Here is a 13,434-nt window from a genome sequence, read left to right on the forward strand (position 1 = left end):
GCCGTTCCCCGCGCCCCTGAAGGCTTGCGGCTTCGCCGCTGAGCCTTCATCGGGGAGATGCCGCACCGGAGGTGCGCATCTCAGGGGCGCGGGGAACTGCGCGAGCAACCCACCACCACCCGCACCCGGCAACGAAACAGGGCCGCCCACCCCAGAAGCCGCCGAAAACCCCGCCGCACCGAACTTCACGGAGACACGACTATGACCGCCAGCACCACCATCCGCTGGGAACAGGACGAGACCGGCATCGTCACCCTCGTCCTCGACGACCCCAACCAGTCCGCGAACACCATGAACCAGGCGTTCAAGGACTCCATCGCCGCGATCGCCGACCGCGCCGAGGCCGCCCTCGCCGAAGACCCCGCCGCGATCCGCGGGTTCATCTACACCTCCGCCAAGAAGACCTTCTTCGCGGGCGGCGACCTCAAGGACATGATGAAGGCCGGCCCCGAGGACGCACAGGCCGTCTTCGAGACCGGCGTCGGCATCAAGAACTCCCTGCGCCGCATCGAGACCCTCGGCAAGCCGGTCGTCGCCGCGATCAACGGCGCGGCCCTGGGCGGCGGTTACGAGATCGCTCTCGCCAGCCACCACCGCGTCGCCCTCGACGCCCCGGGCTCCAAGATCGGCCTCCCCGAGGTCACCCTCGGCCTGCTCCCGGCCGGCGGCGGCGTCACGCGCACCGTCCGCCTCATGGGCATCGCCGACGCCCTCCTGAAGGTCCTCCTCCAGGGCACCCAGTACGCCCCGCAGCGCGCCCTGGAGAACGGCCTGATCCACGAAGTGGCCGCCACCCGCGAGGAGATGATCGAGAAGGCCCGCGCCTTCATCGACGCGCACCCCGAGTCGGCGCAGCCCTGGGACAGGCCCGGCTACCGCATCCCCGGCGGCACCCCGGCCAACCCCAAGTTCGCCGCGAACCTCCCCGCCTTCCCGGCCAACCTGAAGAAGCAGCTCAACGGCGCTCCCTACCCTGCTCCCCGCAACATTCTCGCGGCCGCAGTCGAGGGCTCCCAGGTCGACTTCGAGACGGCCCTGACCATCGAGGCCCGGTACTTCACCGAGCTGGTCACCGGGCAGACCGCGAAGAACATGATCCAGGCGTTCTTCTTCGACCTCCAGGCCGTGAACTCGGGCGCGAACCGCCCCCGGGGCATCGAGCCCCGCACGGTCCGCAAGGTCGCCGTCCTCGGCGCCGGGATGATGGGCGCGGGCATCGCCTACTCGTGCGCCCGCGCCGGGATCGAGGTCGTCCTCAAGGACGTGTCGGCCGAAGCCGCGGCCAAGGGCAAGGGCTACTCCGAGAACCTCTGCGCCAAGGCCGTCAAGCGCGGCCGCACCACCCAGGAGAAGGCGGACGCGCTGCTCGCCCGCATCACGCCCACCGCCGACCCGCAGGACGTCGCCGGGTGCGACGCGGTCATCGAGGCCGTCTTCGAGGACCCGGCGCTCAAGCACAAGGTGTTCCAGGAGATCCAGGACATCGTCGAGCCGGACGCGCTGCTCTGCTCCAACACCTCGACCCTGCCGATCACGGTCCTCGCCGAAGGCGTCGAGCGCCGGGCCGACTTCATCGGTCTGCACTTCTTCTCGCCCGTCGACAAGATGCCGCTCGTCGAGATCATCAAGGGCGAGGCCACCGGTGACGAGGCGCTGGCCCGCGCCTTCGACCTCGTACGGCAGATCAACAAGACCCCGATCGTCGTCAACGACTCGCGCGGCTTCTTCACCTCGCGCGTCATCGGGCACTTCATCAACGAGGGCGTCGCCATGGTCGGCGAGGGCGTCGAGCCCGCGTCGGTCGAGCAGGCGGCGGGCCAGGCGGGCTACCCGGCCAAGGTCCTCTCCCTGATGGACGAGCTGACCCTCACGCTGCCCCGCAAGATCCGCCAGGAGACGAAGGCCGCGATCGTCGAGGCGGGCGGCACCTGGACCCCGCACCCGGCCGAGGCCGTCATCGACCGCATGGTCGACGAGTTCGGGCGCACCGGCCGCAGCGGTGGCGCGGGCTTCTACGAGTACGGCGAGGACGGCAAGCGCGCCGGTCTGTGGCCGGGGCTGCGCGAGCACTTCACGAAGCCGGGCACGGAGATTCCCTTCCGGGACATGCAGGAGCGCATGCTCTTCGCCGAGGCGCTCGACACCGTACGGCTCCTGGAGGAGGGCGTCCTGACGTCCGTCGCCGACGCCAACATCGGCTCCATCTTCGGGATCGGCTTCCCGGGCTGGACCGGCGGCGTGCTCCAGTACATCAACGGCTACGAGGGCGGACTGCCCGGATTCGTCGCCCGCGCGCGTGAGCTGGCCGAGCGCTACGGCGACCGCTTCCTGCCGCCGGCGCTGCTCGTGGAGAAGGCCGACAAGGGCGAGACGTTCACCGACGCCCGCTGACCCGGCTCCTGGCCCGACCGCCCCGCGCTCACGGCGCGGGGCGGTCCTGGGTGCGCGTGGCCTCGTCCAGCTCGTCCCTCAGCGCTTCCTTGAGCGAGCGCTGGAACGCCGTGAGCAGGGCCTGCACCACCAGCGGATGCATATGGGCGGACAGCGACCGCACATCCGGCGCGGCCCGCTGCGCGACCTCGTCGCGGAACAGCCGCGCCAGCTCGCGCGCGGCGGCCCGTGAGTGCTCGACCAGGACCTCGCGCGAGGCGACGACGGACTCCAGCGACAGGGGTACGTCGAGGAGCTGGACGCCGAGCCGGAGCATCCCCGCGTCGCAGCGCAGGGTGCCGTCGCCGGCCGGGGTCACGATGTCCATCGCCGCGAGCCGCGCCACGTCCTCGTCGCCGAGCCGCCGCCCGGCCCGGCGGTCGAGATCGTCGCGGGTCAGCGTCTCGACGGTGTCGGGCGCCCAACTCGCCACCACCGCGCGGTGGATGGCCAGATCGTGCGCGCTCAGATCCGCGGGGAGCTGCTCCAGGTACCGCTCGATCGCGGCGAGGGTCATGCCCTGGTGCTGGAGTTCCTCGATCAGGGCGAGCCGCGAGAGATGGTCCTGCCCGTAGTGGCCGACCCGGCGCGGTCCGATCACCGGCGGCGGCAGCAGACCGCGCGTGCTGTAGAAGCGGATCGTGCGCACCGTCACGCCCGCCCGCGCCGCCAGTTCGTCGACGGTCAGGGTGGGGGCCGACGCCGCCGCGGCGTCCTCGGTGTCCGTCGTCATGTCCGCCTCGCGGGTCGCTCGCGTACTCCTGCCGAACAGGAGGGAACAGGTTGAACAGTATTGCTGACACACCGGTGTTGTGAAAGCCTCCGGCGCCAAGATCGCCGAACTCGACGCCTTATACGCCTGCTTCGAGGTCCTGTACAGAGTCGTCCTGCCATGTGAGAAGAACCGCTATGTGATCTCCGCCACCGCGTGCGGCGTGATCTCTGGGGGAAGGTGCACCGTCGGTCCGCGCACTGTCAGGGGTGTCGCGGGCCGGAGCACTTTCCGGACCCCGGCTGACCTGCGCGTCTCCGGGCACCACAGAGTGGACACCCCCACGTGAGCAAGGACGCCGTCAACACGGCCCTGGACGCATCCCGCACGGATGCGACCCAGGCGCCCGCCGACGCGGGCGACGCCGGCTACAGCAAGGACCTCAAGAGCCGCCACGTCAACATGATCGCGATCGGCGGCGCGATCGGCACGGGCCTCTTCCTCGGCGCCGGAGGCCGCCTGCACGACGCGGGCCCGGCCCTCGTCTTCGCGTACCTCATCTGCGGAGTCTTCGCGTACTTCGTCGTACGCGCCCTCGGCGAGATGGTCGTCTACCGGCCCTCGTCCGGTTCCTTCGTGTCGTACGCGCGCGAGTTCCTCGGTGAGAAGGGCGCCTACGTCGCCGGTTGGATGTACTTCCTGAACTGGTCGATGACGGGCATCGCGGACATCACCGCGATCGCCCTCTACACGCAGTACTGGAGCGCCTTCACGACCATCCCCCAGTGGGTGCTGGCGCTGATCGCCCTCGCGGTGGTCCTCGGCGTGAACCTCATCTCCGTGAAGTACTTCGGCGAGATGGAGTTCTGGTTCGCGATCATCAAGGTGGCCACGCTGGTCGCCTTCTTGTTCGTGGGCATCTTCCTGGTCGCCACGCAGCACCCGATCGACGGGCAGACACCCGGCCTGAACATGATCACGGACCACGGCGGCATCATGCCGAGCGGCCTGATGTCCGTGGTCCTCGTCATGCAGGGCGTCGTCTTCGCGTACGCCGCCCTGGAGCTGGTCGGCGTCGCGGCCGGCGAGACCGCCGAGCCGCAGAAGATCGTCCCGCGCGCGGTGAACTCGATCATGTGGCGCGTCGGGCTCTTCTACTGCGGCTCGGTGCTGCTGCTCGCGCTGCTGCTCCCCGCGACGTCGTACTCGTCGGACGAGAGCCCGTTCGTGACGCTCTTCAGCAAGCTGGGCGTCGGCGGCATCGGCGACATCATGAACCTGGTCGTGCTCACCGCGGCCATGTCGTCGCTCAACTCCGGCCTGTACTCCACGGGCCGCATCCTGCGCTCCATGGCGATGTCGGGCTCGGCCCCGAGGTTCACCGCCAGGATGAACCGCAGCCAGGTGCCCTACGGCGGCATCCTGCTCACCGCGGGCGTCGGCGTCCTCGGCGTGGGCCTCAACTACCTGCTGCCGCACGACGCCTTCGAGATCGTCATCGAGGTCTCCTCGATCGGCATCATCGGCACCTGGGTGATGATCATGGTCGCGCACCTGGCGTTCGTCCGCCGGGCCAAGCAGGGCCTGGTCGAGCGCCCGTCGTTCCGCCTGCCCTGGTCCCCGGTCACGGAGATCGTCACGATCGTCTTCCTGCTGCTCGTCCTCGGCCTCATGTGGAACGACGAGGAGACCGGCCGCAAGACCCTCATGCTGATCCCGATCGTCGCGGTGGCCCTGGTCATCGGCTGGTTCGGCGCCCGCCGCCGCATCGACCGCCTGGCGACGGACGAACTGACGAAGGTCGCGGACGGCAAGTAACCCGAGCCGGACTGTCAGTGCCTGCCCCTACGGTGGCGTCATGTCGGAGATCACGTATGTCCGAGGTGACGCCACCGCGCCGTTGGGCAAGGGCCCGCGGCTGATCGTCCATGTCTGCAACGACATCGGCGGCTGGGGCAAGGGTTTCGTCCTCGCCCTGTCGCGCCGCTGGCCCGAGCCGGAGAAGGCCTACCGCCGCTGGCACCGCGAGCGCGCGACGAACGACTTCGGGCTCGGCGCCGCCCAGTTCGTCCAGGTCGAGCCGTACCTGTGGGTGGCGAACGTGATCGGGCAGCGCGGGACACGCACCGGCAGCAAGGGCGTCCCCGTCCGTTACGAGGCGATCGCCGAGGGGCTGAGCGCCGTCGCCGGGAAGGCCGCCGAGCTGGGCGCCTCCGTGCACATGCCGCGGATCGGGTGCGGGCTCGCCGGCGGCACGTGGTCGCGCGTGGAGCCGCTCGTCGTCGAGCGGGTCGCGGGCCGGGGGATACCGGTGACCGTGTACGACCACGGAGACTGAGGTCCGTCGGCAGTCCTGGCAGGCGACACCCGGTCAGCCCCGCAGGTACGCGAGGACGGCGCGGACGCGGCGGTGGTCGTCGGGGGCCGGGGGCAGGTCCAGCTTCAGCAGGATGTTCGCCATGTGCTTGGCCACCGCGGCCTCGGTGACGACGAGGGCGCGGGCCACCGCGGCGTTCGACCGGCCCTCCGCCATGAGCGCCAGCACCTCCCGCTCGCGGGGCGTCAGCCGGGCCAGCGGGTCGCGGCGCCGCGCGAGCAACTGGCGTACGACCTCCGGGTCGACGACGGTGCCGCCGTCCGCGACCCGCCCGACCGCCGCCACGAACTCCTCGACGTCACCCACCCGGTCCTTGAGCAGATACCCGGTCCCGGCGCCCCGCCGTGACTCCAGGAGTTCCTCGGCGAAGGTCTGCTCCACGTACTGGCTCAGCACCAGGACCGCCAACTCCGGCAGCCGCGGCTCCAGTTCGCGCACGGCCCGCAACCCTTCGTCGGTGAAGCCCGGCGGCATCCGCACATCGGCGATCACCACGTCGGGCTCGTGTGCGAGTGCCGCCGCGACCAGGGCGTCCCCGTCACCGACCGCCGCCACGACCCGGTGCCCGAACCGCTCCAGGAGCGCGACCAGGCCCTCCCGCATCAGGACCGCGTCCTCCGCGACCACCACGCTCAAGCACCGCACGGGAACTCCATCCGCAGCCGGGTCGGCCCGCCCGCCGGGCTGGACAGCAGCATGCGCCCGTCGACCGCCGCGATCCGGTCGGCCGTCCCGGTCAGCCCGGAGCCGCGCGCCGGATCGGCGCCGCCGCGCCCGTCGTCCGTCACCTCCACCCACAGCGCCCCGCCGTCGCGCCCGCCCTCGATCCGGCAGCGCTCGGCACCGCTGTGCCGGGCGACGTTCGTGAGGGCCTCGCACACCGCGAAGTACGCGGCGGTCTCCACGGCGGCGGGCGGCCGCCGCGGCAGGTCGAGCACCACGTCGACGGGGACGGGGGAGCGCCCGGCCACGTCCCGCACGGCCGCCCCGAGCCCGCGCTCGGTGAGCACCTGCGGATGCACGCCCCGGATCAGCTCCCGCAGCTCCGCCAGGGCCTCCTTCGCCATCACATGCGCCCGGGCCACCTCGTCGGCGGCCCGCGACCCCTGCGGCAGATCGAGCCCGGCGAGCCCCAACTGCACGGTGAGCGCCACGAGCCGCTGCTGCGCCCCGTCGTGCAGATCCCGTTCGATACGGCGCCGTTCGGCCTCGTACGCGTCGACGAGCCGGGCCCGGGAACGCCGCACCTCCACCAGCTCGGCGGAGTCGGGCGCGAGCACCGCCCGCGACACGGCGCCGCGCGCGCCCGCCCACCCGGCCACGGGATACGCCGCCACCGGCAACAGCAGCGCCCCCGCGACCGGCCCGCCGACCACCGCCCACCCGGGTGCCGACGGCTGGAACGGGGTCGTGAGCAGCGCCCCCGGCACCCCGAGCGACACGCAGACCACGCCGAGGTCGATCCAGCCGACGCCGAGCACGGACAGCGCCCCGTACCCGAGCGCCCGCCGCACCGGCGCCGCCGCTGGCTCCACGAGGCGCAGCCGCCACCGCTCCACCGGGTTCGCGAGCGCCGCCACGAACGCGAGGACCGCGACCGCGCACACCACGACCGTCGCCGTCCCGAGCCGCCCCCGCGCCGCGACGAGCCCGCCCACGGCGACCCACGCGGCGACGCCGAGGACGCCCCCGGACAGCAGGTGCGCGAGCGCCCGCCACGGCCACGCCGAACCGAGGAACCGCAAGGGGTGCCTGGTCAGGGCGGCGAACAGAGTGCTCGGAGCGGAGGTCACACGGCGACCCTAGCCAGCCTGATCACCCGGCGCAGTAGTGCCAGGTGGAGTATCGGGACTAGCCCTCGGGCCGCTGCGCCGGGGCCGCCCGGCGCGGTCCACTCGTGGCATGCCGAACCAGACACCGCACCCCGTCGTCCTCGACTCCGTCACCCGGCTGCACGGCACCGGCGAGCGGGCCGTGCGCGCGCTCGACGGCGTCAGCCTGCGCTTCGCCCGCGCCACGATGACCGCCGTCATGGGCCCGTCCGGGTCCGGCAAGACGACACTGCTGCACTGCGCCGCCGGGCTCGACCGGCCCACCGAGGGCCGCGTCGTCGTCGACGGCACCGACCTGACCGGGCTCGACGAGCACGCCCTGACCCTGCTGCGCCGTGACCGGATCGGCGTCGTCTTCCAGGCCTTCAACCTGGTGTCCGCGCTCACCGCCGCCCAGAACGTCGCCCTGCCGCTCCGGCTCGCGGGCCGCAGGCCCGACCCCGGGCAGGTCGCCGACGCCCTCGCCCGGGTGGGCCTCGCCGACCGCGCCGGCCACCGGCCGGGCGCGCTCTCCGGCGGGCAGCAGCAGCGTGTCGCCATCGCCCGCGCCGTGATCGTCGAACCCGCCGTCCTCTTCGCCGACGAGCCGACGGGCGCCCTGGACACCGGCACGTCCCGCGCCGTGCTCGCGCTGCTGCGCGAACTCGTCGACCGGCACGGCCAGACCGTGATCATGGTGACGCACGACCCGGCCGCCGCGGCCTGGGCCGACCGAGTCGTCCTGCTCGCCGACGGCCGCGTCGCCGACGACCTCGACGGCCGTCACGACGCGCCGGCCATCGCGCGCCGCATGGCCGACCTGGAGGTCACGGCATGACCGCGCTCGCCCTCGCCATGCTCAGGGAGCGCCGCACCGCCCTCATCGGCTCCCTGCTCGCCCTCTGCCTCGGCGCCGCTCTGCTGACCACCGCCGCGCTCACCCTGCTCACCGGCGCGACCTCCGTGCCCGGGCGCTACGCGGGCACCGACCTGTTCGTGCGTACCACCCAAGGCGCCGACCACAGCGGTCAGTTCCTCGAACGCGCCCCCTTCCCGCCCGAGCGGGAGCGGCAGTTGGAGCGCCGCCTCGAAGCGCTGCCCGGGGTCCGCGACGCCGTTCCCGACCGCTCCTTCGCGGCCCAGGCCCTCGTCGACGGGCGCCCCGCCGGCCACCAGGAGGAGGGCGACCGGCTCGGCCACGGCTGGTCCTCCGCCGCGCTCGCCCCGTACCGGATCGCCGACGGCGCGCCGCCCCGCACCGGCCGCGAGATCGCCGTCGACCGCTCCCTCGGCCTGCGCCCCGGCGACCGCGTCACCCTGCTCACGGCGACGGGCGCCGCCCCGTACACCGTGTCCGGCACGGTCACCGGACCCGGCTACTACGTCACCGACGAGCGCGCCGCCCAACTGGCGGGCGGGGCAAGGGTGCTGGGTCTCACCACCGACGGGCCGGTCGGCGCGGACGCCGTGCGCGCCGCCGCCGGACCCGGCACCGAAGTCCTCACCGGCGACGACCGCACCGCGCTCGCGCCCGCCGAAGACGCCAGGACCACCTGGATCGGGGGCCAGGTCGTCAGCGCCGTCGCCGGGCTCGCCGCCTTCGTGACCGTGCTCGTCGTCGCCTCCACGTTCGCCTTCGGCGTCGCCCAACGCCGCCGCGACATCGGCCTGTTGCGCACCGTCGGCGCCACTGCGCGCCAGGTCCGCCGCATGCTGTACGCCGAGGCGCTCGTCGTCGGCGCGGCGGGCGCGGCGGCCGGGGTGCTGCTCGGCGCCCTCGCCGCGCCCGCCCTCGCCGGCCTCCTCGTCACCACCGGATTCGAACCCGAAGGGTTCACCGTCGAGCGTCAACCCCCGCTCCTCGCCGCCGTGTTCGCGGTCGGGGTCGCGGTGGCGCTCGCCGCCGTGTGGAGCGCTGCCCGCCGCGCCGCCCGCATCGGACCGCTCGACGCGCTGCGCGAGGCCGCCGTCGACGACCGGCCCCTCGGCCGGGGGCGCCGCACGACGGGACTCGTCTGCACCGCCGTCGGACTCGGCGCCGCCGTCGCCTCCGCGACCAGCGACCCCACCGACATGATCACCTTCGCGCTGCTCACCGCCGTCGGCCTGATCACCGGACTCACCCTGCTCGCCCCGGCATTCGTGCCCCCGCTGGTGCGCTGGGTGACCTGGCCACTGGCCCGGCGCGCCCGCGGGGCCACCGCGCTGCTCGTCCGCGAGACGATGCTCACCGCCGTCCGCCGCACCGCGTCCACGCTCGCCCCGGTCCTGGCCACCGTGGCCTTCGTCGTCCTCATCACCGGCAACACCGAGACGACCGCCCGCTCGTACGAGTCCCAGGACGTGGCCGCCGTCGACGCCCGCGCGGTCGTGGTCCCGGACGGCACCCCCGGCCTCCCCGACGCCACGGTCGCCCGGATCGACGGCACGGCCCTCCTGCCCACGACCGTGTACGAAGGGAAGGCCCGAACTCCGGTCCCGGCGGCGGGAGTCGACACCGCGGGCCTGCGCACGGCGTTCGACCGGCTCGACGTCGTCGAAGGAACCCTGACTGCGCTGCGCGGCCACGGCACGGTCGCCCTCTCCCGCGGTGCGCTCGCCGCGCTGCGCACCCGGCAGGGCGGCACCGTCGACCTCACCTACGAGGACGGCACCACCGCGCCCGCCCGGGTCGTCGCCGTACTCAGCGACCAGACCGCCCCGGCCGGCGTCCTGCTGAGCCGCGACGCGGTCCGCGTCCACGATCCGTCGGCGCTCACCACGGCCGTGTTCCGCACCGGCGAACGCGCCCCGCACGAGGTGCCGGGCACCCGCGAGATCACCGTCACTGCCCACGCGGGCCGCCAGGACGCGGAGGAGGACCGGCTCATCGCGGTGTTCACCCAGCTCCTCGTCGCCCTGTCGGCGGGCTGCACCGCCCTCGCCGTCGCCAACACCCTCCTGATGGCCACCGCCGACCGCCGCCATGACCTGCGCGTCCTGCGCCTTTCCGGCGCAGCGCCCCGGCAGATCCTCGGCACGGTCGCCGCCGAGACCGGTGTCGTCGTGGCGCTCGGCACCCTGCTCGGCGTGTGCGCGGCGCTCCCGTCGCTGCTCGGCATCAGGGCCGGACTCAGCGGCACCCTCGGCATCCCGGTGGACCTGGTCGTACCGTGGCAGCCGGTGGTCGGCGCCGTCGGGGGATGCCTCGCCCTGGCCCTGGCGGCGAGTGTGCTGCCCGCCCGAAGGGCCCTGAGGGAGCGGTGAGTTGAGGCGCGTGCCGGGCGGGTAGGACACAGGCATGGCCCTGATTCCGTGGGACGTCCATCTCAAGGCGGGTCAACTGGCCGTGTTCGCGGCCATGTTGGCGACGACGCTGGTCACCACCGTGCGACGACGGGCCCGGCACGCGGGACGTACCGGGGCGGCGGCACCGGAGCCGCCGCCGTACGCCCCCTGCCGCGTCCCGGTCGTGCCCACTCCCCTCGTCCGCTCCGACCCGCGGCACGCCGCCGCCGTCACCGACCTGTGCACCTGTGTCTCCGAGCTCGCATCGGACCTCGCGAAGCGATTCGGCGGCGAGATCTAGCGCGTCGCATACTGGGATCACGGCACCACCCGCACCACGTGACCCACAGGACGCGGCATGAAACAGCACGACCCGGACCCGCCACCGCCCCCGCCCGGCGGGATCCTCTGGGACACCGCGGGCGACATCCGCTCGTTGCTCGCCCTGCCCGCCGCGTTCGTCCTCCAGGTCGCGCACCCCGCCGTCGGCGCGGGCGTCGACGACCACTCCGTCTTCCGCACCGACCCGTGGGGCCGCGGCCGGCGCTCCCTCACCTCGGTCCTGCTCTGGGTCTACGGGGGAGAGGCCGCCGCCGAGGAAGGGCGCCGCCTGCGCCGGGTGCACCGCGACATCCGGGGCACGGACCCGGACGGCCGCCACTACCACGCGCTGACGCCCGCGTACTACGCCTGGGTGCACGCCACCGGCTACCCCGTGGCCCGCTACGCCCGCCGCTACTTCGCCCGCCCCTTCACGCCCGAGGAGGACGAGCGGTTCTACGCGGAGTGGCTGATGGTCGGCCGGATCCTCGGCATCCACGACCGGGACATGCCGCAGACCACCGCGGAGTTCTGGCCGTACTACCGCGAGACGCTCGCGCGGCAGATCGGCCGGAACCCGGTGGTCGACGAGCTGACGTCCGCCGCCCGCGCGATCCCGGCCCCGCCGGGCCACGGGGTGCTGCGGCTGCTCTGGCCGGTTCTGCGCCCCGCGCTGGCGCGCACCCTGCGGTTCCTCTCGATCGGCCTGCTCCCGCCCGAGGCCCGCGAGGCGCTTGACCTCCGGTGGACGGCGCGCCAGGAACGGGCGCTGCGGCGTCTCGCGGTGCCGGTCAGATGGGTCGTCCCGCGCCTGCCCGAGCGTCTGCGGTACCTGCCGTTGGCTCGGCGGGCGCGGGCCGGTGGGGGTTGCTCGCGCAGTTCCCCGCGCCCCTGAGATGCGCACCTTCGGTGCGGCATCTCAGGGGGGAAGGCTGCGCGCAGCGCATGCCTTCAGGGGCGCGGGGAACTGCGCGACCAGCCCCCACGCACCCACAGCCGCTCAACCCTCCGCATGCACCCCATTGGTCGCGGCAATGGCCCGCCAAGACTTCGGCCGCTCCACAACCCCCGCAGACCGCACCGCGGAAGTCGCCGGCTTCGACGGCTGGTACAGCCACGTGTCGAACAACCCCGCCAGCGGCTTACGGGAGACCTTCTCGGCGTACCGCACGAAGTCGGAGACCTTCGCGTTGCCGTACGCGTGCTGCTGCGGCCACCCCTTCAGAATCGCGAAGAAGTCCTTCTCGCCGACCGCGTTGCGCAGCGCCTGGAGCGCCAGGGCGCCCCGGTCGTACACCGCGATGTCGAACTGGTTCTCCGCGCCCGGGTCGCCCGGCTTCACCGTCCAGAACGCGTCGTCCGCCGGATGCTGCGCGTACACGTAGTCCGCGAGTTCCTGCGCCGTGCCCTCGCCCTCCTTCTCCGACCACAGCCACTGGCTGTAGCGGGCGAAGCCCTCGTTGATCCAGATGTCCTTCCAGTTGTCGACGGAGACGCTGTCGCCGTACCACTGGTGCGCCAGCTCATGGACGACCACGGACACGTTGGCCCCGTTGGCGAACTGCTTCGGCGAGTAGAACGGCCGCGTCTGGGTCTCCAGCGCGAAGCGCGACGGGACGTTCGGCACGTAGCCGCCCAGCGCGTCGAACGGGTACGGGCCGTACAGCGACTCCAGCCACTCGGCGACCTCGGTCGTGCGCTCCACGCTGGCCTTCGCCGCGCCCTCGTTCGCGCCGAGATCCTTGCTGTAGGCGTTGATGACCGGCAGGCCCGACGCCGTCGTGTCCTTCGTGATGTCGAACTTGCCGACCGCGAGCGTCGCGAGATATGTCGCCTGCGGCTTGCTGGAGCGCCAGTTGAAGCGGGTCCAGCCCAGCTGCGAACTCTGCGACTGCAACGTGCCGTTGGAGATCGCCTGCGTCCCGTCGGGCACGGCGACCGACACGTCGTACGTGGCCTTGTCGCGCGGGTGGTCGTTGGACGGGAACCACCAGGCCGCCGACTCCGGCTCGTTGGCGAAGACGGCGCCGTCCGGGGTGCGCTGCGGGGACGTGAAGCCCCACAGCTCGACGTCGGTCGGCTTGCCGGAGTACTTGACGACGACGGTGAACGGCGTGCCCTTCGGCAGGCCGGTCGCCGGGGTCACCTCCAGCTCCTGCACGCCCGACGCCGCGAACTTCGCCTTCTTGCCGTTGACGAGGACCGAGCTCGCCGTCAGCCCGAAGTCGAGGTTGAAGCGCGAGAGGTCCTGCGTCGAGGAGGCGAGGATCGTCGCCGTGCCCTCCAGCAGGTCCGTCGTCGGCTGGTACTTCAGACGCAGGTCGTAGTGGGAGACGTCGTAGCCGCCGTTCCCGTACGTCGGGTAGTAGGGGTCGCCGATGCCCGAGGCCCCCGGCGTGTAGTCGGCGGCCGATGCCGGGATCGCCAGCATCAGGGAGGCCACGAGTGCGCCGGGGGCGATGAGTCTGCGGTACACGTAAAACTCCAAGTCGTAGGAACACGCCGAGGGTTGAGCC

At 72.9% G+C, this 13,434-nt stretch carries 11 protein-coding genes; 7 read left to right on the top strand and 4 right to left on the bottom strand.

Annotated elements, in window-relative coordinates:
* Positions 1–201 precede the first annotated feature (201 nt).
* A complete protein-coding gene (locus AB0L37_RS21025) occupies positions 202–2,391 on the top strand; it encodes a 3-hydroxyacyl-CoA dehydrogenase NAD-binding domain-containing protein (protein ID WP_365507365.1) in 2,190 nt (729 codons plus the stop codon).
* A 28-nt stretch (positions 2,392–2,419) separates the two neighbouring features.
* On the opposite strand, the gene AB0L37_RS21030 is transcribed toward AB0L37_RS21025, so the two are convergent.
* Entirely contained in the window at positions 2,420–3,163 is a 744-nt protein-coding gene (locus AB0L37_RS21030) for a MerR family transcriptional regulator (protein WP_365507368.1), read from the bottom strand.
* Positions 3,164–3,487: 324 nt separating this feature from the next.
* Between AB0L37_RS21030 and AB0L37_RS21035 the strand changes: the two genes are divergently transcribed.
* A complete protein-coding gene (locus tag AB0L37_RS21035; protein ID WP_365507370.1) occupies positions 3,488–4,960 on the top strand; it encodes an amino acid permease in 1,473 nt (490 codons plus the stop codon).
* Positions 4,961–5,000: 40 nt separating this feature from the next.
* Positions 5,001–5,480, top strand: coding sequence for a macro domain-containing protein (locus AB0L37_RS21040; RefSeq protein WP_365507373.1), 480 nt, complete (start codon positions 5,001–5,003; stop codon positions 5,478–5,480).
* 33 nt (positions 5,481–5,513) lie between these two features.
* Here AB0L37_RS21040 and AB0L37_RS21045 read toward each other — a convergent pair whose 3' ends face one another.
* The gene (locus AB0L37_RS21045; protein ID WP_365507798.1) at positions 5,514–6,146 is read right to left on the bottom strand and encodes a response regulator transcription factor; all 633 of its coding nucleotides are present in this window, start codon (positions 6,144–6,146) and stop codon (positions 5,514–5,516) included.
* A gap of 5 nt (positions 6,147–6,151) precedes the next feature.
* A complete protein-coding gene (locus tag AB0L37_RS21050) occupies positions 6,152–7,312 on the bottom strand; it encodes a histidine kinase (protein WP_365507376.1) in 1,161 nt (386 codons plus the stop codon).
* A gap of 109 nt (positions 7,313–7,421) precedes the next feature.
* Here AB0L37_RS21050 and AB0L37_RS21055 point away from each other — a divergent pair, with 109 nt between their 5' ends.
* The 4 genes from AB0L37_RS21055 to AB0L37_RS21070 are packed head-to-tail and all read left to right on the top strand — an operon-like array spanning position 7,422 to position 11,813.
* Positions 7,422–8,168 carry an ABC transporter ATP-binding protein gene (locus tag AB0L37_RS21055; protein ID WP_365507379.1) on the top strand — a complete coding sequence of 249 codons (747 nt, stop codon included), beginning with the start codon at positions 7,422–7,424 and terminating at the stop codon, positions 8,166–8,168.
* Positions 8,165–10,576 (top strand): FtsX-like permease family protein, encoded by a 2,412-nt coding sequence (locus tag AB0L37_RS21060; RefSeq protein WP_365507382.1) that lies wholly within the window; start codon positions 8,165–8,167, stop codon positions 10,574–10,576. Before AB0L37_RS21055 ends, AB0L37_RS21060 begins: the two co-directional genes overlap by 4 nt.
* A gap of 34 nt (positions 10,577–10,610) precedes the next feature.
* The gene (locus AB0L37_RS21065) at positions 10,611–10,898 is read left to right on the top strand and encodes a hypothetical protein (protein ID WP_365507384.1); all 288 of its coding nucleotides are present in this window, start codon (positions 10,611–10,613) and stop codon (positions 10,896–10,898) included.
* A 57-nt stretch (positions 10,899–10,955) separates the two neighbouring features.
* Positions 10,956–11,813: an oxygenase MpaB family protein gene (locus tag AB0L37_RS21070; RefSeq protein ID WP_365507387.1), complete on the top strand. Its 858-nt coding sequence runs from the start codon at positions 10,956–10,958 to the stop codon at positions 11,811–11,813.
* A gap of 105 nt (positions 11,814–11,918) precedes the next feature.
* Here AB0L37_RS21070 and AB0L37_RS21075 read toward each other — a convergent pair whose 3' ends face one another.
* Entirely contained in the window at positions 11,919–13,394 is a 1,476-nt protein-coding gene (locus AB0L37_RS21075; protein WP_365507389.1) for a M1 family metallopeptidase, read from the bottom strand.
* Positions 13,395–13,434: the final 40 nt, after the last annotated feature.

Origin of the sequence: Streptomyces sp. NPDC052225, assembly GCF_040679615.1 — a bacterium.
Lineage (GTDB): Bacteria > Actinomycetota > Actinomycetes > Streptomycetales > Streptomycetaceae > Streptomyces.